At 38.4% G+C, this 21,908-nt stretch carries 17 protein-coding genes; 4 read left to right on the top strand and 13 right to left on the bottom strand.

The features are described 5' to 3' along the window. Nucleotides 1–30: 30 nt before the first annotated feature. From FS458_RS03330 to FS458_RS03315, 4 genes are all read right to left on the bottom strand, one after another. Nucleotides 31–426, bottom strand: coding sequence for a TIGR03826 family flagellar region protein (locus tag FS458_RS03330; protein ID WP_144697839.1), 396 nt, complete (start codon nucleotides 424–426; stop codon nucleotides 31–33). 82 nt (nucleotides 427–508) lie between these two features. Continuing rightward, complete coding sequence (locus tag FS458_RS03325) at nucleotides 509–1,219, bottom strand: ComF family protein (protein ID WP_144697837.1); 711 nt, start codon at nucleotides 1,217–1,219, stop codon at nucleotides 509–511. Continuing rightward, on the bottom strand, nucleotides 1,216–2,697 hold the full coding sequence (locus tag FS458_RS03320) for a DEAD/DEAH box helicase (RefSeq protein WP_313957514.1): 1,482 nt from the start codon (nucleotides 2,695–2,697) through the stop codon (nucleotides 1,216–1,218). Before FS458_RS03320 ends, FS458_RS03325 begins: the two co-directional genes overlap by 4 nt. A 49-nt stretch (nucleotides 2,698–2,746) precedes the next feature. Then, the gene (locus tag FS458_RS03315) at nucleotides 2,747–3,595 is read right to left on the bottom strand and encodes a DegV family protein (protein ID WP_144697835.1); all 849 of its coding nucleotides are present in this window, start codon (nucleotides 3,593–3,595) and stop codon (nucleotides 2,747–2,749) included. A gap of 470 nt (nucleotides 3,596–4,065) precedes the next feature. Here FS458_RS03315 and FS458_RS03310 point away from each other — a divergent pair, with 470 nt between their 5' ends. Then, nucleotides 4,066–5,859, top strand: a complete 1,794-nt coding sequence (locus FS458_RS03310; RefSeq protein WP_144697833.1) for an ATP-binding protein — start codon at nucleotides 4,066–4,068, stop codon at nucleotides 5,857–5,859. 453 nt (nucleotides 5,860–6,312) lie between these two features. Here the strand turns inward: FS458_RS03310 and FS458_RS03305 are convergent, their stop codons facing one another. After that, nucleotides 6,313–7,044, bottom strand: coding sequence for a response regulator (locus FS458_RS03305; RefSeq protein WP_137792006.1), 732 nt, complete (start codon nucleotides 7,042–7,044; stop codon nucleotides 6,313–6,315). 12 nt (nucleotides 7,045–7,056) lie between these two features. Then, nucleotides 7,057–8,205: a sensor histidine kinase gene (locus FS458_RS03300; protein ID WP_144697831.1), complete on the bottom strand. Its 1,149-nt coding sequence runs from the start codon at nucleotides 8,203–8,205 to the stop codon at nucleotides 7,057–7,059. Nucleotides 8,206–8,518: 313 nt separating this feature from the next. Between FS458_RS03300 and FS458_RS03295 the strand changes: the two genes are divergently transcribed. Then, on the top strand, nucleotides 8,519–9,151 hold the full coding sequence (locus FS458_RS03295) for a YigZ family protein (protein ID WP_144697829.1): 633 nt from the start codon (nucleotides 8,519–8,521) through the stop codon (nucleotides 9,149–9,151). Nucleotides 9,152–9,213: 62 nt separating this feature from the next. Continuing rightward, a complete protein-coding gene (locus FS458_RS03290) occupies nucleotides 9,214–10,281 on the top strand; it encodes a glycosyltransferase family 4 protein (protein WP_144697827.1) in 1,068 nt (355 codons plus the stop codon). A gap of 48 nt (nucleotides 10,282–10,329) precedes the next feature. Here FS458_RS03290 and FS458_RS03285 read toward each other — a convergent pair whose 3' ends face one another. Beyond that, complete coding sequence (locus tag FS458_RS03285) at nucleotides 10,330–11,373, bottom strand: LCP family protein (protein WP_144697824.1); 1,044 nt, start codon at nucleotides 11,371–11,373, stop codon at nucleotides 10,330–10,332. Nucleotides 11,374–11,651: 278 nt separating this feature from the next. Between FS458_RS03285 and FS458_RS03280 the strand changes: the two genes are divergently transcribed. Beyond that, nucleotides 11,652–13,091, top strand: coding sequence for an oligosaccharide flippase family protein (locus FS458_RS03280; RefSeq protein ID WP_144697822.1), 1,440 nt, complete (start codon nucleotides 11,652–11,654; stop codon nucleotides 13,089–13,091). A gap of 30 nt (nucleotides 13,092–13,121) precedes the next feature. Here the strand turns inward: FS458_RS03280 and FS458_RS03275 are convergent, their stop codons facing one another. The 6 genes from FS458_RS03275 to FS458_RS03250 form a co-directional block, all read right to left on the bottom strand. Then, nucleotides 13,122–14,483: an O-antigen ligase family protein gene (locus FS458_RS03275; protein ID WP_144697820.1), complete on the bottom strand. Its 1,362-nt coding sequence runs from the start codon at nucleotides 14,481–14,483 to the stop codon at nucleotides 13,122–13,124. A gap of 119 nt (nucleotides 14,484–14,602) precedes the next feature. Next, nucleotides 14,603–15,271 carry a sugar transferase gene (locus tag FS458_RS03270; protein WP_144703242.1) on the bottom strand — a complete coding sequence of 223 codons (669 nt, stop codon included), beginning with the start codon at nucleotides 15,269–15,271 and terminating at the stop codon, nucleotides 14,603–14,605. Between the two features lie 764 nt (nucleotides 15,272–16,035). After that, nucleotides 16,036–17,337: a UDP-glucose dehydrogenase family protein gene (locus FS458_RS03265; protein ID WP_144697818.1), complete on the bottom strand. Its 1,302-nt coding sequence runs from the start codon at nucleotides 17,335–17,337 to the stop codon at nucleotides 16,036–16,038. 24 nt (nucleotides 17,338–17,361) lie between these two features. Continuing rightward, nucleotides 17,362–18,243 carry a UTP--glucose-1-phosphate uridylyltransferase GalU gene (gene galU / locus FS458_RS03260; RefSeq protein WP_144697816.1) on the bottom strand — a complete coding sequence of 294 codons (882 nt, stop codon included), beginning with the start codon at nucleotides 18,241–18,243 and terminating at the stop codon, nucleotides 17,362–17,364. Nucleotides 18,244–18,296: 53 nt separating this feature from the next. Beyond that, nucleotides 18,297–19,049: a glycosyltransferase family 2 protein gene (locus FS458_RS03255; RefSeq protein WP_144697814.1), complete on the bottom strand. Its 753-nt coding sequence runs from the start codon at nucleotides 19,047–19,049 to the stop codon at nucleotides 18,297–18,299. A gap of 116 nt (nucleotides 19,050–19,165) precedes the next feature. After that, complete coding sequence (locus tag FS458_RS03250) at nucleotides 19,166–21,517, bottom strand: N-acetylmuramoyl-L-alanine amidase (RefSeq protein WP_144697812.1); 2,352 nt, start codon at nucleotides 21,515–21,517, stop codon at nucleotides 19,166–19,168. Nucleotides 21,518–21,908 lie beyond the last annotated feature (391 nt).

The raw sequence follows: 21,908 nt of genomic DNA, 5'->3' as shown, positions 1-21,908 counted from the left end.
AAAATCTTTAAGTGATGAAAAGAAAATAGGTTAATTGTCATCAGTATGGTAAGAAGGTAATGCTTCTTCTTGTTTTCTTCTGATCAAGTCCTCTAATGAGAGCTCTGATTTGATACGAGCTTTACACTCTTCGCATAAACGCCCATTGTTGATTGGGGATTGGCAGCCATCACACGGATATGTAAAATTCGGATATCCTTTTACTCGAATTCTCCCTTGGTGTATGAAATAGATGATCTTACTTTCAGCCACTGCCGTTGATTCACTTACTTCGACTATTGTTGCCTTACGATTCTCACTCTTTCTAAGAAATCGGTATACTTTATCATAATCATGTTCTTCTTCTCGAAAGCACATATCACACTGTTCACGTATGTACTTCACAAAAAGTTTGCCGCACTGCGGACAGTTCATTAAATTGTCCATATCGCTTCCCGCTCCTTAAAACTTCTATCTTCTGTATATATCGGATTTGAGTGAGCGAGTTTTAACAGGTCCTTCGTTTTATTTATCGTGCTAGGGTAATTGAGGAGATTTCTATCGCACCAGCTTCAATCAGGACTTTCGCCGCATATCGTAATGTACTTCCTGTTGTGTATACATCATCGACTAGGATGACTTTCTGATCTTTCACTTTTACAGAATCTATGACTTCAAACGGATTCTCTTTTTGAGATAACCGCTCCTCACGTGTTTTCTTACTTTGTTTCTCTTCATGCGTTTTTCTTTTTAATAGGTGTTCTACTGGCTTTTTCATTCCAACTGCCAAAAGTTCAGCTTGATTAAATCCTCTTTCATAATGCCGTTCCTCACTTAATGGAATGGGAACAAGGATTGCATCACGGGAAATCTTTTTAAACTCCGAACTCAACACTGGGTAAAAGGCTTTAACAATTTCAGCATCTCCACGATATTTCAGCTTGGCTATCATTTCTTTCATATAGTCGTTATAGACATAAAGTGACCGATTTTGCTTTAAAACGCCGGTCCACTCCTCGTCATACTCCCACCGAATGCAGTCAAAGCAACAATTATTCTGTCGATATTGCTCGGGAAATACTGAAAAGTCACGACCGCATATTCTACATATCTCACCTTTTATCCTCACTAATTTCCTTTCACAGTCTTGGCACAATAGTGGTGATTGCTTTAAGCCAATCAGCGCTTCCCATGACCAAGCTTCAGAATATAGTTCATGACAGTAAAGACAATAACTCAAAGTCCAGCCTCCTTATTCATGCTCTTTATATGGTTGAGCGCTTGTATCATGCTTAGCGATTTACCGTAATGAAAAAGAAGTACCTTACCATTATGATCATCCTTACTTCTACCTGCTCGTCCTGCTATTTGAACGAGGGCACTTTCTGTGAATACATCGTGATCGGCACCAAACACTGCGACATCTAAATAAGGAACAGTAACTCCGCGTTCTAGTATGGTTGTTGTAACTAATAATTGAGTATCTTGATTCCTAAACTGGATTACTTTTTCTTTCCTGAATGGATCTTCGGCATGAACACTGTCAACGGATACATCAACTTCCTTCCTTATAAGTTCTGTCAGCTTTTCTAAAACGGATACGGAAGAGACAAATATCATCGCTCGTCGTCCACTCTCAACTTGGGCTTTCAACCACTTTAGAAATGGAGCAGGTAGTTTCCCTCTTTCCAACCTCTTCTTCCACTCCCCACCCCAAACCATTTTTGGAACAGGTAATGGAAATCCATGAAACCGCTTTGGAATTTTTCCGCATTGTAATGTCCCTTTTTGTGTTGCTTTTTTCATCGTTCTAGAAGGAGTCGCAGATAAATAAAGAAGAAAGTGTTTTGGTGTAACGGCATGAGACACCGCATGCTGAAGCGTTTTATCGTAAGAATAAGGAAAAGCATCGACTTCATCGACGATCATGATGTTAAACGCTTGTTTAAATCGGTACAGCTGATGCATCGTTGAGATAACGAGTTGTGCTGGTGTTTCACGTTCTTCTGATCCACCATAATAACTCGCTACCTTCGTGTTTGGAAAAACCGCTTTTAAACGAGGAGCTAATTCAAGTACCACATCCGTACGAGGAGTCGCTATACAAACGTGAAGTCCGAGATTCAATGCTTTTTCAATCCCTTTAAAGAGTACTTCTGTCTTACCCGCTCCACACACAGCCCAAATTAAAAGTTCACCATCACTTCCGATATTATCTGCAAACTTTTGAGATGCTAGTTGTTGACCAATCGATAATTCACCATTCCAAAACAGGTTGTTTTCATCTGGCCACCTCACTTCAGGTCCACTCCAAGAAATCAACGGAGTACACTCACTAACTCTCCCCATCATGATGCAGTTCCGACAGTACACACAGTTATCATTCTTACAGCGAAAACAAGAAAACATCGCAAACAAACGACTCTTCTCGTTTCCGCACCGGCTACATAAATAACCGTTAGAAGTTTTACAGATACCAGGTGAATATTTCACATAACCATTTTCATAATGCAGTTGAATTTGATCTACTGTAAAAGGTAATTCATCAAATAGAAGTTGCTTACCATAGAGGATTTGTTGAAGTTTCTCATCATACTGAAAAGTTGGGTTTAAAGGAGGAAGTTCACTAAAAGGGACAGTTTTCAAAGAGGAATCGTTCACTAGAGTTTCAGGGGTAATAGTTAAACGGTTGTTTAAAAAAAGGGAGACAAACCTCATCGTGTTGTCTCCCCTTGTGTTAGAGATTTCATTTTCATCTCTCCAATGATTATTCTTTTATCCACGTAATGCCGAGTGAGCCTTCACCTAAGTGAGTGCCGATTACAGGTCCGAAATAGCTTACCCAGACGTCTGCGTTTACAAACTTTTTACGTAACTCGTCAGCAATTTCTACCGCTTCATCTTCACGTTTAGCATGAATCACACTGATTTTTACTTTATCATTTGGTTGCACAGTCTCATCCATGATATCGAAAATACGTTTTAATGCTTTTTTCTTCGTGCGTACTTTTTCAAAAGGAACGATCTTTTTTTCTTCAAAGTGAAGAATCGGTTTGATTTGAAGTAAATTTCCTACAAAAAGCTGTGCGGTGTTCAAACGACCTCCGCGGTGCAAATGATTTAAATCATCGACCATGAAGTAAGCGGGAATGCCGTTGTTCTTCATCTGCAAAAGGTGATTCATAATGTCATAACCGTTTGCACCTTCACTTGCTAGCTCAGCAGCTTTCAACACATAAAAGGCTTGAGGTGAACAGCTGATCTCAGAATCAAATACATGCAGCTTGATTCCTTCAACCATTTCGCCTGCTGCTACTGCACTTTGATAGGTTCCGCTTATGCCACTCGATAAAGTAATCATCACTGCTTCATCATAGTTTTGAGATAGCTCTTCTAATAGTTCCACAAGCTCGCCAATTGCGGGCTGTGACGTTTTTGGAAGGGCTCCTTCTTTACCAACCATGTCGTAAAAATCGTCTGCTTTTATTTCAGCTTCTTCTTTGTATGTTTCTTTGTCAAAAACCACGTTGAGCGAAATCATTACAATATTTTTTTCGTTGCGGATATGTTCGGGTATGTAGGAAGTACTATCTGTAATGACGGCTACCTTGCTCATAATTTTAGTCCTCTCTTATGCCAAAAATCTGTTTATTTCTCCTCTAACAGTGTACACCATCAGAAAAAGTAATTCACTAAATTCAAATTTACTTACACTAAGTATTCTCTTTTTTCTTCAACTTTCCTTTATGAGCTTTTTACCTGTTTTCTGCATTCCGAGAAAGCACCTTACAATATAAAGTGATTCTGCATAAGTCATTTGCTTAATTTAAGCTTGTGAAGCACATGTTTCTCGAGATTTTAATTTATTTTTTTGGTATCAACATCAGTTAACACCCCTTCAAAATCATCTTTATTACTTACTTTTAACATTTTTAAATCATGTCCAAACCGTTTTCAACACCGGTGTTCATTATTAAGCACACGAATTATTAATCTTTTTAAAAGTTTTTTTCGAATGAAGAAGGAATTTGTCGGATATGGAAGAAATTAGAATGTGAGACATGTATTAAAGGAGGGCTAGGACCATTGGATCATAATCTATATATCGTAATACTCTCTCTATTCGTTTGCTTTCTGTTCGCTTTAATCTCACTCGATTGGGTCAATCGACGTACAGTAGAGCAAAAATCGCAGCAACAATTCTTACTAATAGGTTCTGTTACAATGGGCATCGCAGTTTGGGCAACTCACTACATGGGAATGTTATCCATCCAAAGTCCCGTTCGTGTAAACTACAATTTTTTAGTTGTTACCGCAGCACTTGCTGCAGGTATTTTCTTCTCTTATATATCGTTCTTACATTTCACCTCTGGAAGACCGCAGAATAAACTCTTTGTACCCGTTAGTTTATTTAGCATCGGTTTAGTGTCTGTTCATGTGATTGGGTTGTTTTCTATGCACTTGCATATGCCGATGGAACCCAATTTCATGTTTATCTTACTTTCAATTTCTTCAGCCTATTTTTTTTCATGGCTCGGCTTTTATATACTCACTAAAACAAGTTTTTCAGCAAGAAAAGTCTCAGCAAGTCTTTCATTCACACTAGGTGTTAGTCTTATGCACTATATCGGTGAGATGGGCTTAATGGCTGGGACGCCTTCTTTCGATTGGCATAGCAGTTTTCCAATCAACAACATCAACATGACAGCTACTTTACTAGTTTTCGGTGCGACAACCGTCGTATTGATTCTATACATTCTAGAACAGCGAAACCAAAAGAGGCTCGTAGAGCATCAATTTCAACTGCTTGAATCTGAGCACCGGTACAACTCACTATTCGAATTGAATCCTGAAGGTGTTTTTGTAATCGGACCAGATTTGAATTTTATAAAAGTAAATTCCTCACTTGTACAGATCACTGGCTATTCATTAGAAGAGCTGCACGATATGCCGTATACAAACCTTTTAAAAGAAAATGAAATCTCAAATTCACTGGATTACTTAAATAGAGTGATTGAAGGCGAAACAATCAAACATCCACTTACCATCATCCATAAAGAAGGTTACGAAATAGAGCTTGATATTACGAGCATCCCTTATTCAATAAGAAGTGATATGACCGCTGTAATCGGAATCGCAAAAGACATGACCGCCATCAATGAAGCTCAAAACTTTAAACAAAGAGCAAACACGCTCGCTTATGTCGGAGAACTTGCGGCGGGTCTTGCGCATGAGATCCGGAACCCTCTAACCTCTATAAAAGGGTTCGCGCAATTGTTTCAGTCTCAAAACACAACAGAAGAAACGCACCATTTCTTAGGCATCATGTTACGAGAAACAGATCGAATAAACTTTATCATCAGCCAGCTTATGATACTTGCTCGACCACATATGATTTTGAAAAGTAACCACGACTTAAACGAAGTCATCAAACGCTCGCTTAAATTTATAGAAGAAGAAACAGAATTTGAAACTATCTCACTAAACCTCGATCTGCCAGAACAACCCGTTCTTTTACAATGCGAAGAAAATCTAATAGCTCAACTCATTTTAAATATCGTAAAAAATGCGTTAGAAGCGACACCTTCATGGGGAAATATCTCGCTTCAGCTCAAACAAACGAAAGAAAACATCACGATCGCCATTCAAGATGATGGACCCGGCATCCCCGAGCACCTCCTATCAAAGCTCGGACAGCCGTTCTATACAACAAAAGAAGGCAATCCTGGACTCGGCCTCTTAATCTGCTACCAAATCGTCCAGAACCACGGAGGAAAGATGAGGATTGAATCAAAAGAAGGCTACGGAACAAAAGTCTCACTAGAATTCCCAATAACCGTTCCTTCAGAAGAAAAGATCCTCGAAATGAGCTTGAGTTGATTGTTTTTTCTCTTAAACCTTGTAATCAAACGGGAGAAGGATTTGTATTTTTACTCCTCTCCGAAAGTTAATTGGAGTGGAAGATGCGAGACTCCTGCGGGACAAGCGGTCAGCTCGAAAAGTGGAAGTGGCTTGTTCAGCCCCGACCAGCAAAAGTTGAATGGGCTATGAAGGCGCACTTTGCCTTCTTGACCGTTAAACTTTTGACTCTAGGGGCTAGCCACTGCAACTAGACAGGTGAGACACTTAACGGCGCAAAGCGGCAAGGGGCTCACCGCCTGCCCCGCGGAAAGCGAGTATCTGCAACGGAAATTAACAGCTCACATCATCCTGAGAAACTCTAAAAACCACCCACAATGATTCAAATATATATCCCCGCACCACCCCACCCGCTCCAAAAAGACAAAACAAAAAAGACCTTCAAAATCGAAGGTCTTTTCTCCTAAAATCAAATCAACGCACCTTTACCCAACCATTCTTGATCGCCTCAACAACAGCCTGCGTACGATCATTCACATTCATCTTCTGCAGAATATTACTCACATGGTTCTTAACCGTCTTCTCACTAATATAAAGCTCTTCCCCAATCGTACGGTTGCTGCGTCCATCCGCCAACAACTGAAGAACCTCACACTCACGACGCGTTAAGATATGAAGCGGCTTACGATACTCCACTTCCACAAAACCAGCTTTGTTTTGCTGTGTTTTATTCGATGTCGATAAACGTCGGAATTCGTTCAAAAGATTATACGTAATCTTCGGATGAAGATAAGCACCACCATCTGCAACAACACGAACCGCTTCAATCAATGAATCAGCATCCATTTCTTTTAGGAGGTAACCAGATGCACCCGTTTGAACCGCATGTGACACATACGTCTCATCATCGTGGATCGAAAGGATAATCACCTTCGTATCAGGAGACTTCTCAACCAAACGACGAGTTGCTTCAACACCGTTGATGTTTGGCATATTGATATCCATCAACACCACATCTGGATTATGATCGCGGACGATGTTTTCCGCTTCAGAGCCATCATCACCTTCAGCAACAACAGAGAATTGATCTTCCATATCTAGAATACGTTTTACTCCTTCACGGAACAAACGATGGTCATCAATGATTGCTATTCTTGTTTTCTCAGGTGCTGAGGCGTTATTTTCGTACACATTAACATTATTCATGTGTGAACCCTCCTAGTCTTGAATGGGAATTTGAATGTAAACACTTGTACCGAAGTTTATGCGGGATTTCACTTTTAGAGTTCCTTCGAGCAGTTCGACCCGCTCTCTCATCCCCATCATGCCAAAGGAATTTGATTTTGTAGGCTGTGCCATATCGAACCCTTTGCCATCATCTCGGATATATAATGAAATAAACTTTTGAGTAAACTCTAACTTTACCTCAATCAGATTTGCTTCAGAATGCTTAACGGCATTGCTCACCGATTCTTGGATCAAACGGAAAATCGCGATCTCCATCTTATTCGGAAACCGTCGGGTCTGACCAAGCGCATGAAGCTCGACTTCTTTACCTGTACTTTCTTTCACATTACGTAAATATTTGTCTAACGTCGGAACGATACCAAGATCGTCTAAAGCCATCGGGCGCAGGTCGTAAATAATTCTACGGACCTCTTTTAAAGAATCACGGACCATAACCCGTAAATCTTTTATTTCAACACGAGCAGCCTCAGTTCCTTTTTCTACAAAGATTTTCTCTAACAGTTCCGAGCGAATGAGGACATTCGCCATCAATTGAGCCGGGCCGTCATGGATTTCACGTGAGACTCGTTTACGCTCTTCTTCTTGTGCTTCAATAATCTGAAGTCCAAACTCTTGTTTTTGCTGAGCGTTTTGTACGAGTTCGTTAATCTTTCTTAAATCACCGTTAAGATAATTTAAAACAACAGAAATCTGACCTGCAAGAGACTCCGCTTTTTGAACGGTATCGTTCAATGCGCCGATTCTCCGTTCGAGTTCATCTCTTTTTTCCCGAAGCTGTTTCTCTGTTTGCCGGATGATGGATAGTTCAATCTGATACTTATTGGCATTCTCATATGCATCACGAATATCAGATTCGCTGTACTTTTGAAAATGCTTACTCACCTCGGCCAGTCGAGTTCGTGCCAGCTTTGCATATTCCTCGGTCCGGTCAGATTTATGTATGACCTCTATGACCTGCTGCTTCACTAACTCAAGCTCACGGCGCAGCTGCTGAAACTCTTGGCGAGAATGCTCGCTGATCTCAAAAATTTGCGATTGGCTTGCCGTAACCGTATCGATGGTTTGATTTAGTATTCCGTCCAACAAATGTGGATCTATCGTTAACTTAGCTGCAGTCATGTAAATTTCCCCCAATTAACACGATAAAGAAGTGTACCCGGAAGTTCTAGAACCATCTTGCCTAATTTATAAATAGGACTTAATACCCACTTGGACGAATCATACCTCGAAGACATTAATCCTTCTAATATACTACATTCGCCAGGATGTGGAATTTTATGACTTTTAATGCTAAAAAAATTTTAAGAATTTGAATGCAATTTATAATCACCTTATAATGAAGGATAACACGATACACTTGAAACATGAAGATTATTCGACAAATTTGACATGGAATTCATAATATTCACTACTCAAAGGAGTTTTACCCTATATGCTTGCCAACTATCTTACCGTAAAATGCGAAGGACAGCACGAGATTGTGATTGAAAAATCTCGTTTTATCGCACATATCGCACGAGCTACCACTGAAGAAGAAGCACAAGAATTCATTCAAAAAATTAAGAAAGAACATAACAGCGCCACACATAACTGTTCTGCATATTTAATTGGAGAAACCGATAACATTCAAAAAGCGAACGATGACGGAGAACCGAGCGGTACTGCGGGTGTTCCAATTTTAGAAGTTCTTAAGAAAAGGCAATTGAAAGACACCGTTGCAGTTGTTACTCGTTACTTCGGCGGAATCAAATTAGGAGCTGGAGGACTTATCCGTGCGTACGGCAAGTCAGTTTCAGAAGGCCTCAACCACATTGGCGTTGTTGAACGTCAACTTCAACAGATCGTTCACATTACCGTGTATTATACGCTTCTCGGAAAAATGGAGAACGAACTGCGCAACTCTGTTTACCCCATCAAAGAGATGAACTATATGGAAAAAGTGGAGATTCAGATGTATGTACCAATAAAAGAAAAAGAAATCTTTAAAGAGTGGATCATCGACCTTTCGAACGCACAAAGTGAGATTGTTTTTGGTGCAGAGGAGTATTTAGAAAAGACAATTTAATAATTTTCAGCATAAGAGATAAAACTAATGCAGAGTTTACTTTCTTGGAAAGGTGCAATTCCATGAACCTTCAACTTTTCATTGCTTTTATCTCTTGTTTTTTTATCGCCCTTTCAATCACACCGTTTGTTGCATTTTTAGCAAAGAAGATAGGTGCTGTTGATAAGCCTAATAAAAGAAAAGTACATAGTGAAATTAAGCCTAGATTAGGTGGTCTAGCCATTTATGCTGCGTTTTTGGCTGGCCTTTTTATTCTGCCAATCGATAGCCATACGACCACTTATATTTTTCTTAGTACATTAATCATCGTTATTACGGGTGTATTAGATGATATGTACGAGCTTTCTGCTAAGCAAAAGCTTCTTGGTCAATTCTTATCCGCATTTGTCTTAATCTATGGCGGATTTGTGATCGACTATATTACGATTCCTTATTTCGGCTTAGTAGAGCTTCAACTTATGAGTATCCCTCTTACGTTATTTTGGTTTATTGGGCTAATCAATGCAATCAATCTCATTGATGGTCTAGATGGGCTTGCAGGAGGAGTCTCGACGATTGCCCTCTCCACTATATTGATTATGGCTTTAGGTAAAGATCAAATTCTTGTTATCATGCTTTGTGTCATTGTAACAGGAAGCACACTAGGGTTTTTATTCTTCAATTTTTATCCAGCTAAGATTTTTATGGGGGATACGGGGTCGCAGTTATTAGGTCTCTTGATTGCACTCATCTCAATTTCTGGCTTCTTTAAAAGCGTCACCTTCTTATCTCTATTCGTACCGATCATGATTTTAGGTGTTCCTTTTATGGACACCACCTTTGCCATTTTACGGCGACTTGTTAACAAACAAAAGTGGTCTCAGCCTGATAAGTCTCATTTGCACCACAGACTTTTGGCAAGAGGGTTCAGCCATCCGAAAACGGTTTTACTGATCTATGGAATAAGCATTTTCTTTAGTGCACTGGCCTTCGCTTTTTCACTATCCACTTTAGAAGAGTCGTTCTTCTTGTTTCTTCTTTTACTTGTCACGATTGAACTCGCTGCAGAGTTTTTAGGATTAATGGGCCAAAAAAAACCTCTTACCCAATTTTTATCAGGTTTTTGGGCTCCACATAAAAAGAAACAATGATACAGAAAAAAAGCTGCTTCGAGAACTTCTCGAAGCAGCTTTTAACATTTAATTTTGATCTTCGCTGTAGTCATTTGCTTCAGATCCACTCGAATCTGACTCTGTGTTTGTTGTTTCTGAAGCAGAAACTTCTTGTCCTAATTGCATTTTTAACTCATTTTGAAGATTCGCTAACCCTTCTTCAGTCGGCACAAAATAGTAAACACCATTAATTGTATCATCTACACCTTCAAGGGTTAAGCTGTCAATTTTCTTATTTCCATATTTATTCTTCAACGTGTACATCTCACGAACGGAAAGATTCGTCTCAACATTATCTCCAATGTGTTTAGCAATATCACTAAAGTTCAATAGCGTACTTACAGATGCACTTTCTTTAATCGCAGCTTGGATGACTTGTTTTTGTCTTTCGCTTCGTCCAAAGTCACCTCTAGGGTCTTGCTTTCTCATACGAACATAAGCTAGAGCTTCTTGACCGTTAAGAGTCATTTCGCCTTCTTTGAAATAAATCTTATGCTTGTCAGATCCAGCTTCTCCATCACTTACTTCAGAAAAATCAAATGGAACATCAACTGTAACTCCGCCAATTTCATCAATAACATCCTTGAACCCTTTAAAGTTCACCGTTGCGTAATAATCAATTGGAACATCTAACAAACCTTCTACCGTATCAATGGTTAACTCTTTGCCACCGTAAACATGGGCATGGTTAATTTTCGTTTGGCCATGTCCTTCAATATCAACATACGTATCACGAGGGATACTTAGCATTTTGATTGAGTTTTTCTCTGGGTTAATCGAAGCGACCATTAACGAGTCTGTTCGCCCGTTTCCTCCACTCGAATAATCCTCAATTCCCATGATTAAAATGTTGATAGGGTCTTTCCCGATTGCAACAGACTCTTCACGAAGCTTAGAGTGTTCACCTCGTTCTAAATCTGAAAACGAGTTATTGGCAGCCTGATAAACGTTGTAGAACAGAAAACCGCCTATCCCTAATAGGATAAGGAAAAATACAGAACAACCCAATAACAAACGCTTTTTCTTACGTTTCTTCCTATTCCTGCGTATACTTCTATTGCGCTCATCCATCTTAAACTCTCCATTTCTTTTCTAACAATGTGATTTCTAAGCTTCATACTTTACCGTATAGCCTTTATTTTAAAAGGGTACATTTACATACTATAATGAGATTACTATTGCTTGATTTAATTTCTATCTATATATTTGTATCAGGATACATTATAGCACAAAAGACCTTGATAATAATTTACAAATTTTAATATAAAAAGACTATCTTTGACACGTTTCGACCCATCTTTTATTTTTATAGTGGTTAAAATGATGTAAAAATATGTTAGGAGCATAAAATGTTATTAAAACACACGTTTATCTATTTCTTATCAAGAGGCCTTCCTGGTCTTGTTAATTTTGCTGCAATCGCTCTATATACAAGGCTCTTATCACCTTCAGAATACGGAAAATACGCTCTAGTCTTGTCAGCAGTGGGATTTGCTAGTACTGGTATTTTTCACTGGCTGCGACTAGGTTTGCTGCGATTTGCACCTAAATATACGGAACAGGAAAATTTATTTCTAAGTTCAATATCGGCTGCCTTTCTATCTTTAGTAGGATTTTCTCTTATTTTATTTACAGGACCCTTCTTTTACTTTGCAAGAACGGACGAATGGCAAGCACTATGGATGATCGGACTAGGATTGTTGCTTGTTCAAAACTTATTCGACATGGCCACAGAATACTTAAGATCAAAATTATCGTCCCTTCTTTATGGAATCATCACACTTGTGAAAACCGTACTTTCTTTAGGAATTTCTTTCTTGTTAATTAAGTGGGGTCTGGAAGCTAGCTCAATTCTTTGGGGTCTGATTATTGGAATGATAATACCTTTAGTATATCTCCTTCCAAGATATCTTAAAAAAATCAGATTACGTCATATAGATTGGGATTTGGTAAAGGAAGTATTTCGTTACGGAATGCCATTAGTCGCTACGTTATCGATGAACTATATCATCTTTAGTTCTGATCGATTTATCATCGGCTACTTATTAGGAACAAAGAGTACGGGTCTATATTCTGTAGGATACGACCTTGCGAAACAGATTCTAGTCCTGCTGATGATGATCGTAAATTTAGCAGCTTATCCTCTAGTGATTAAAGCTCTTGAAACAGAAGGTGTTAAGGCTGCTCAAAAGCAGCTAGATCAAAATACGATCCTGCTTTTCTTTATTGGTCTACCTGCAACAGCAGGGCTCATTTTGCTTAGCCCTGATATTACATCTGTTTTTTTAGGGGCAAGTTTTAGAGAAGCCGGAGGAATAATATTTTCACTGATATGTGTAGCTGTGTTTATTCAAAGCATTAAGACCTATTACTTTGACTTAGCGTTCGAACTTGGTAAGAAGACGCTATTTCAAATTTGGCCAGTTTTGATTGCTGGAGTTATTAACATCATTCTTAACTTCTTGCTGATTCCCCAATTCGGAATTAAAGGCTCAGCTTACGCATCCATTATCGCTTATATTGTTGCAATCATGATGAGCTGGACAATCGGAAAGAAAGCATTTCCTTTAACTTTCCCTGGTCGGAATGTCGCAAAACTTTTTATTGCTACTTTCGGTATGGCTTTGTGTCTTTATCCACTATACAACGTGAATGGAGTACTGTGGATGTTCTTAAAAGTAGGTATCGGCGGAATCGTTTACGGATTGCTTGTGTATGTATTAAACGTAGCAAACTGCAGATCACTGATTCCAAAAGCATATAATAAGTTCATAAAAAAGAGGGGCTGACCATAATGGTCTAGCCCCTTCTTATCGCTCTTAAACCTTTTCTTGCTTTTTGAGTGATAAGAGATGGATCAGAATGAACAAGATAATAAACAGCATCCAAAAGCGCGGTGACGTAAAATCTGCTCTGTATAGCGATGTGATACTCAGATGCAATGTGATTAAGAAACCTATTTGAGCATATTTCCCTTCATTTCTTCGTTTAAAGAAGTACCACAAAAAGTAGCCAATTAATATTAATGACAATATAAACCCAACCATACCATGTTCATATAGCACGTCGATGTAAACATTATTGGATGTCACGTATACTTTATGAATATCATCTGGAAAGTACTGCGTGATGTTTAAATATTTGAACGAACCTGGTCCCATACCGAACAGCACTTGGAAAAAGGTTTGAGCATGATGAACAATCCAAACAAAAGGCATGAGCAGCAGGAAAAGTCTTTCGTGTTCTTGCATATCAAATACGGTATCAAGTCTACCGATAACAGGCCCTACAAATTCTAACAGAAGATTGATATTCACTAGACCTACTAAGATAATAAGTCCAACCAATCCGGCTAACGCGTACAAAACCTTTTTCTTAAAGGGATTATGTGTCGTAAAGATCAATAACAGAAATCCGCACACTACTAAAAAGAAGTTCAAATATCCTCCCAATGAGAATGAGAACAACAGAATAAAGAGTGCAGGCAAAAAACTCCATAGAACATATTTTTTGAGCGAACTGAAAACGAGAGCACCGATTAATAAACCATCAATAACGAATGGCACCATATAACTTGGTTCTGATGCAAACGAGGTCAGTCGAAAATCAAAGAATAATTTTGCTCCCCCTCCTACACTATGAACATAAGAGCGAGTCTGCATATCGAACATAGGAACTCCAACAGTTAAGTGAAGGAGCTGCCAAAACCCGATAAACAAGAGAAATGAGACGGCAATCCAATACGTTAGTATATATTTATGTAATCGTTCGGCATTCATTTTTTGGATTAATGGTACTAGACTGATAAGCAAAACAAAAAATAATCCAAAGTTAATAATACGAGCAGGAAAATCACCTTTAAAGTATTCACTATAAGGATAGCCATCTATCGTTAAGAAATTATAAACAGCGCTTAAAGTGGATAATAAAACCGGCAGAAAAAAGCAAAGCAATACAACTAACAAATTCTTATCAATTTGCTGATTAAACACGAGTGGTAATTTTGAAGTTATCCTTATGTAATACACCATAAATGCTATTGAAATAATAAGCGTCAATAATACAGATGCCGGTATTAGTCCAGTTAGTGCTCTAAAATCTTCTGACACCGAAAAGGGAATTAAGAAAATATAAAGATAAAAAATCCAGTCAATCCATTTGTCAAAGCTAGAAGTTTTCATAATGAATGATCCTCTCATAATAAATCTATCTCTATTGTAACGAAAAAAATGGAAATACATACATTTTTTCATGGAGAAAACGCTCCTATCTTGATGATAGAAGCGTTTCTTTAAGCTGATTATCTTGCGCCGTCACCTGTAAATACTACTCGAATAGTACTTAATAAAATCTTGATATCCATCGCTATGCTGATGTTACGGATGTAGTACTTATCCAGGTGCAGCTTTTCTTTAGCAGAAATATCATATCCGCCATTCACTTGTGCCCATCCTGTCAATCCAGGTTTAACTAACAAGCGATCCTTGAAATCAGGAATATCTTTAGAGAACTCTTCAACAAACATAGGTCGTTCAGGACGAGGACCTACGAAACTCATGTCTCCACGCAGTACATTGATTAACTGTGGTAGTTCATCGATACGAGTTGCTCGAATGAACTTACCTACTTTGGTAACGCGTGAGTCGTTCTTTTGTGCCCATTGCGGACCGTTGCACTCTGCATCTGTATACATGGAACGCAGCTTGATTACGTTGAACACTTTACCGTTTAGTCCACAGCGTTCTTGGAAATACAGTGCAGAACCTTTGGATTCTATTCGAATGGCTACCATTGTAATCAAAACAATGATTGTAGCGGGTATGCTTAATAGTAAAACTGCCATTAAATCAATTAAACGTTTAGTAAAAAGAAACGTTGAGTCATTGATTTTAGAGTACTCTGCTATTTTATTTGTGTCAGCTTGTTGTGTATAGGAATTATAATAATTATTTGTTTCAGCGCGATTCATTGCCACTAACATTCACCTCATAGTTTCTTTCAATGATGACTATATAAACCATTTCATATCATATCACACAACTTTCGTGTGTACATATGTTTTTTTTGTCAATTTTTTGTAACTCTTTCCTTGATCATTTCAAGGCGATACTCACTTTTTCGACTTTTTTCGAGTCTTTCTGGGTATACCTTCGCTGTGAATTTATTCCTTTACATTCGATTCTCTACGACTGAAGTATAAATCCCCTGTTTATAAGGGATTCAAACGCATATGTTTTATTGAATTTACAAATTCTTAATAAAAATCATGTCTCCAAAGGTGGTTGATATGCATTACATGTTGCTATCAATAGCAACAATCTTCTAGAATAATCTATTCTAACCAGGCTTTTGCACTGAAATCTTTTGTATTTACTTCTTTGACTGTTGATTGGAGTGGAGGGTGTGAGACTCCCGCGGGACAGGCGGGCTGTCCTAAAAGTGGAAGTGGCTCGTCCAGCCCCGACAAGCAAAAGGTGAATTGACAATGAAGGCGCTCTTTGCCTTTATGGTCCATTTAACTTTTGACCTCGAGGGGCTAGCCACTGCAACTAGACAGGTGAGACACTTATACGGAATCGTACGAATGTGGCTCACCGCCTGCCCAGCGGAAAGCGAGCAACCCGGAATGGAAATCAACTACTTTCGTCAAACAACAATGTCAGACAACAGCATTTAGAAAAGAGCATAAAAAAGATGCTAATAAAGCTGCGCTTTACTAGCATCTCGTTTCACTTATTTGATTGTTGGACGACCGATTGAAGCATAATAGAAGCCGGAGTTTTTCATGTCATCTAACTTATAGATGTTTCGGCCATCAATGATAATCGGTTCCTTAACTAATTCTTTTACTTTTGTGAGATCCATCTTTTTCACTTCATCCCACTCCGTTAAGATGATAACGGCATCACTATCTTTTACAGTTTCATAAAGGTCTGTTGAATATTGCAGTCCTTCGATCTCTTTTGCTGCGTTTTCATAAGCGATAGGATCATAAGCGATTACTTCTGCACCTTTGTTCTTAAAGTAAGGAATCAGGTCAATCGATGGCGCATAACGCATATCGTCTGTATTTGGCTTGAACGCTAGTCCTAGTACAGCAAGTTTCTTACCTTCAAGATCAGGGTAGATTTCGTTCACTTTATCAGCAATTCTCATTCTTTGCTTTCCGTTAACTTCTTCTACAGCTTTAAGGATGCTGAGGTCTTCACCCACTTCTCTTCCGATGTGGATAAGAGCACTCGTATCTTTCGGGAAACATGAACCACCGTATCCGATACCCGCTTGTAAGAAGTGCTTTCCGATTCTTTTATCAAGACCCATACCTTCAGCAACTTTTGTAACATCTGCTCCAAAATGTTCGCTTAGGTTTGCGATTTCATTAATGAAACTAATTTTTGTTGCTAAAAATGCATTTGAAGCGTATTTAATCATTTCTGACGTCTCAACGTTCGTTACAACGACCTCTGTGTTAAATGGTTCATGAAGCTTCGTAAGAACTTCTTCTGCTCGTTTAGACTCTACACCAATAACAGCACGATCCATATTCATTGTATCGTATACCGCTGAACCTTCTCTGAGGAACTCAGGATTAGACGCAACATCAAATTCATACTTGCCGTGTGAATACTCACTAATGATGCTCTTCACGCGCTGTCCTGTCCCTACTGGAACTGTACTCTTTGTAACGATTACTTTATAGCCGTTTAAGTTTTCACCGATCGAAACCGCAACATTTTCTACATATTCTAAGTTCGCTTCTCCAGATGGTGCCTGCGGAGTCCCAACAGCGATGATAACTACTTCCGCATCCTTCATACCTTCAGCTAAGTTCGTTGAAAAGTGAAGACGTTCTTCTTCAATATTTTTCAACACCAATTCCTTTAAGCCTGGCTCATAGATCGGGATGATCCCTTGTTTAAGACGCTCGATCTTGCCTTCATCTAAATCGATACAGGTAACTTTGTTTCCGATTTCACTAAAGCAAGTTCCTGATACTAGTCCGACATACCCTGTTCCTATAACACAAATATTCATTCTTCCACTCCCCAAAATAAACAATTATGAACGTTCTTTTACTACTTGTTTAAGCCAATTAAGCAAAGGCTCTCCAATATCTTCTCTCTCTAAGGCGAATTCTACAGTCGCTTGCACAAAACCGTATTTATCCCCTATATCATAGCGTTTACCTTCAAACAGATATGCAAACACTTCTTGTATTCCATTTAATTCCTGCAAAGCATCTGTAAGCTGAATCTCGTTTCCTTTTCCAGGCTTTAAATGCTCCAGAATGTCTATGATCTCAGGGGTTAACACATATCTTCCCATAATAGCCAAGTTAGACGGCGCTTCTTCGATTGAAGGCTTCTCGACTAGGCTTTTCACTTTATATAGTCCGTTGCCAGAATTGAACGAGCTATCGTATTCAACAACTCCATATTTAGAAACATCTTTCGTCGGTACTTCTTGAACACCGATTACTGAAGAGTTACGTGCTTCAAATTCTTGAATAAGTTGTTTTAGACAAGGCTTTTGCGCACGAACAATATCATCACCAAGCATAACAGCAAATGGATCGTTTCCAATAAATTTACGTGCACACCAAATAGCATGTCCAAGCCCTTTTGGTTCTTTTTGACGAATATAGTGAATATCAGCCATATTAGAGATTTTCTGAATACGAGCTAACTCTTCGTCCTTGCCTTTTTCCTTAAGAGTTTCTTCCAGTTCAAGAGATTTATCGAAGTGATCTTCGATCGCACGCTTTCCTCTTCCCGTTACGATCAGGATGTCTTCAATACCTGCATCCACAGCTTCTTCAATAATATATTGAATCGTTGGTGTATCCACGATTGGCAGCATTTCTTTTGGTTGTGCTTTCGTTGCTGGCAAGAATCGTGTGCCTAATCCTGCAGCGGGTATTATCGCTTTTTTTACTTTCATGATTTTCCACTCCTATTTTAAGGGTTTATCTATATTTCCATAGTAGTCGCTGATTATCTTGATTTTTTGACAGCATTATAGGCGTAATTTACAAAACACCATGCCGAATAAGGTAAACTTAACTTTTCGATGTTTCTATAAACCGCCCATGTCTTTTTAGCTGCTTTGACTTTGTTGCTTGAAATAGAACCTTCAACTTTTCGATAGCAAGACAAAGGTACTTGTAAGCCGTATGCCGTATAACCGTCTTTAAGAATGGATAACCACAAAGCAAAATCTTGCCGAGTACGTATGTTTGGCATCTTATATTTGCCTATCTTTTCAATATTCACCATTACCGTTAAGCAGCCGATGATCGTATTTTTTAATAGGTCATGATACGTTAAAGAGTGAGGGACTTTTACCTCAATACCCGTTGGGGTGCCATCCTCACTGACGATATCGTAATTCGTATAAGAAAACACGTAATCGTTCTTTTCCATAAAACTTAATTGTTTTTCTAGCTTTTCAGGCTTCCAATAATCATCACTGTCTAAAAAAGCTATGTATTTTCCATTAGCATTTTCAATGGCCGTATTTCTTGCTACTGCCGCTCCAGAATTGGTCTCCAGCTGAATGAGCTTCACTCTAGGATCCTCTGAAGAAATTTGTTTGATGATCTCTACTGTGCTGTCTTTCGAGCAATCATCAACAATGAGCATCTCCCAGTTTTGATGAGTCTGAGATTGTACGGAAGCTATTGTATGCTGAATAAATTTTTCGGCATTATATGATGGAGTAATGACACTCACTAATATTTCATCCAATTTCCTTACACCTCAATTTTAATACGTTTATGGATATAAAGCATACTTATTATACCCCTCTACACCAAAGGTTACAAACAATCAAAAAAAGAGCGCTCCGAAGAGCAACTCTTATTTTAACGCAATGACGCATATTCGATAAGTGCATCTGCTAATGCGCGAGATACTTTATCTTTGAATGCAGTTGTATTAGCTAACTTTTCTTCTGTCGGATTGCTGACAAATGCAATTTCAACAAGGGCGGCTGGCATTTTTGTGTTTTTAATAACATAAAAATTACTCTCTTTTAGCCCTCTATCTCGTAACCCTGTCGCTGCTATCAGATGTTTATGAATGATTTTTCCAAATGTAGGATCTGAGTTGTAATAGATATACGTTTCAGTACCATGAGCATCCTTGCTTGTGCTCGAATTGTAATGAATGGACATAAACAAGTCTGCATTCTGACTGTTTGCAAAGGCTACTCTATCGCTCAACGTTACATATTTGTCTGTATCTCTCGTCGTTAGTCCTATAAAGTCTGATTGTTCGTTAAGCATCTTTACAACACGCTGAGAAATGTCCAATGTTAAGTCGGCCTCATGTGTTTTGTTGCTTCCAACCGCTCCAGGATCACTGCCACCATGTCCTGCATCGATCACAACTTTTGTAATCTTTGTTACAGTTACATCTTGGAATTTATAATCGTCATAAGCAGCATTTGAATAACGATCCTTTACATGAACAACCATTCTGTATTTTCCTTTATATTTAGGAACCCAGTTATAAGAACTATTCATGCTGTAGTCTCTTAAAATCGTCCATTTACCCGTTGATTCATCTTTAACTGTGAACTTGTACAGTGCACCGTTAGAAGAGGAAGCTGCAGCCGTTACTGGATATGTTTTATCCGAATAGAACGCTGAAGCATTCATAGCAAATGTCGTTAGTTTTGCCTTAGGAGCTTCTGTAACTGTTAAGGTTTTCTCATAATAATCGTCATGTGCTTTCGGACTGTACTGATCCTTTGCATATACTTTAACCAGATAATTTCCTGTTTTGTTCGGTGTCCAACTGATTTGTGTTTTCGAATCAAAATTTTGAAGAACTGTTTCAACACCGGTTGCTTGGTTCTTCACAACAGTTTTATATTGTGCTGTGATTGAACTTTTCGCCACATGGGAAATTTTAGTGGTCTGATTAGCATAATAAAACGCTCTGTCTGTTTTGAACTCTTGATAATCCGCTGTAGGATGTTCTTTTACTTCAACATCTTTGAACGTGTAATTATCATACGTATTCTTGCTATAACTGTCTTTCACATGTACAACTACTCGGTAATCACCCAGCTTTGAAGGCTTCCAAGTGATTTTTCCGTTAGGAGAGAATTCTTGCAATGTCTCCCAAGTTTGGTCTGGGTGTTTCACAATAAACTTATAAAGAGCAGTGTTATCCGACTTTGCCGTTGCTGTGATCACGTTAGCTGGATTCAAGAAAAGATCTTCTGTAGTCTGTAATGGTTCGACCTCTGCTTTTGAAAGATTCTTTATCGTAATGTCTTCAAAACGGTAGTGATCATAATCCTTTTTGCTCTTTTCATCTTTCACATGCATAACAATACGGTGATTACCAGGTTTTGGAGGTGTGTAGGAGAGTTTAGAATTGCTTGCATACTCCTGTAAAGTTACCCATTCTCCTGTATCACGGTTATTTAAGAAAAATTTATATAGCGCATGAGATGTGCTCTCTGCACTACCTGATATTGTTTCTTTGTAACCCACATAAGCCATTTTTTTTACGTTCAAACTCTTTGCAAATGCGGTATATGCAGAAGATACTCCAACATCTCTATAGTCATAAGTGTCGTAGGAAGCACTACTTTTACTGTCTTTCACATGTACAACTACTCTAAATGTACCTTCTTTTTGTGGAACCCATGAATAGGATGATGATGTTGAATAATCCTTTAAAACCGTCCACTCGTTCGTCGTTCTGTTTCCAAGAAGATACTTATAAAGCGGTTGGTTATGGCTTGAAGCTGTTGCTTTTACCATTGTAGAACTTCCGATCACAAGAGGATTTCCTACTGTCATGGCAGATACTTTTGCTTTTGAAATACCTGAATTTACAACAACATCCTTATATGTGTAAGAATCATATGAAGTATTGCTCTTACTATCTCTTACATGAACAACTACGCGGTAAGAGCCTTCTGATTTTGGCGTCCATGTTGTTGAAGAAATAGAAGAATAATCTTTAATTACTGTCCAAGTTCCTGACTTCTTGTCTTGAACATGAAATTTATACAATGCTTGATTCGGACTTTTAGCGACAGAAGAAATTGATATAGCTTTCCCTGCCGTTATTGGAGTACCAACTGTTAAAGAGGTAACTTGTCCTTTTGCAAGACTTGCATCCACTTTAGGATGATAAACAGACATAAACATAAATACAAACAGAATGGATAATATTGATATTTTATTACGCATTACGTTCCCCTTACCCTTTATGATTTTCCTTTACCATGATCAAACTTGGTCGAAGTAAATCCCTCTCTCCCCCTTTTTTGGAAATTTCTATTCCAACAATATTATCGTCAGATAGATTTTGTTATTTAGACATTTTCCTACAAAATCTTCTATAATTTTATAATGTTTTCCAATTTAATGGAAGAGAATCAGGATAAAAAATTCTAAAATTTCCTAATTTTATAGGAATTTAGTAGTCAATAGGTTATTGGATTATCCATTCTATTTGTAATTCCAAGCATAAACAGTAGCATAAAATGTTAATGCTACAAGGTTAATCGATCGAGATAAAATAGCTTTTACATAAAGATAAACATAGAGAGAAAGACAAAAAAAAAACAGACCCCAAAGA

The sequence above is a fragment of the Fictibacillus phosphorivorans genome, assembly GCF_007673525.1.
Classification (GTDB): Bacteria; Bacillota; Bacilli; order Bacillales; family Fictibacillaceae; genus Fictibacillus; species Fictibacillus phosphorivorans_C.
The sequence above is the reverse complement of the archived record's forward strand: the minus strand, read 5'-3'. Positions and strand labels throughout refer to the sequence as shown.

Excerpts from the sequence above, each read along its gene's own strand:
- FS458_RS03330 (WP_144697839.1), bottom strand. The coding sequence starts at position 426 with ATGGACAATTTAATGAACTGTCCGCAGTGCGGCAAACTTTTTGTGAAG.
- FS458_RS03320 (WP_313957514.1), bottom strand. The coding sequence starts at position 2,697 with ATGAGGTTTGTCTCCCTTTTTTTAAACAACCGTTTAACTATTACCCCT.
- FS458_RS03315 (WP_144697835.1), bottom strand. The coding sequence starts at position 3,595 with ATGAGCAAGGTAGCCGTCATTACAGATAGTACTTCCTACATACCCGAA.
- FS458_RS03305 (WP_137792006.1), bottom strand. The coding sequence starts at position 7,044 with ATGAATAATGTTAATGTGTACGAAAATAACGCCTCAGCACCTGAGAAA.
- FS458_RS03300 (WP_144697831.1), bottom strand. The coding sequence starts at position 8,205 with ATGACTGCAGCTAAGTTAACGATAGATCCACATTTGTTGGACGGAATA.
- FS458_RS03295 (WP_144697829.1), top strand. The coding sequence starts at position 8,519 with ATGCTTGCCAACTATCTTACCGTAAAATGCGAAGGACAGCACGAGATT.
- FS458_RS03290 (WP_144697827.1), top strand. The coding sequence starts at position 9,214 with ATGAACCTTCAACTTTTCATTGCTTTTATCTCTTGTTTTTTTATCGCC.
- FS458_RS03285 (WP_144697824.1), bottom strand. The coding sequence starts at position 11,373 with ATGGATGAGCGCAATAGAAGTATACGCAGGAATAGGAAGAAACGTAAG.
- FS458_RS03280 (WP_144697822.1), top strand. The coding sequence starts at position 11,652 with ATGTTATTAAAACACACGTTTATCTATTTCTTATCAAGAGGCCTTCCT.
- FS458_RS03275 (WP_144697820.1), bottom strand. The coding sequence starts at position 14,483 with ATGAAAACTTCTAGCTTTGACAAATGGATTGACTGGATTTTTTATCTT.
- FS458_RS03270 (WP_144703242.1), bottom strand. The coding sequence starts at position 15,271 with ATGAATCGCGCTGAAACAAATAATTATTATAATTCCTATACACAACAA.
- FS458_RS03265 (WP_144697818.1), bottom strand. The coding sequence starts at position 17,337 with ATGAATATTTGTGTTATAGGAACAGGGTATGTCGGACTAGTATCAGGA.
- galU (WP_144697816.1), bottom strand. The coding sequence starts at position 18,243 with ATGAAAGTAAAAAAAGCGATAATACCCGCTGCAGGATTAGGCACACGA.
- FS458_RS03250 (WP_144697812.1), bottom strand. The coding sequence starts at position 21,517 with ATGCGTAATAAAATATCAATATTATCCATTCTGTTTGTATTTATGTTT.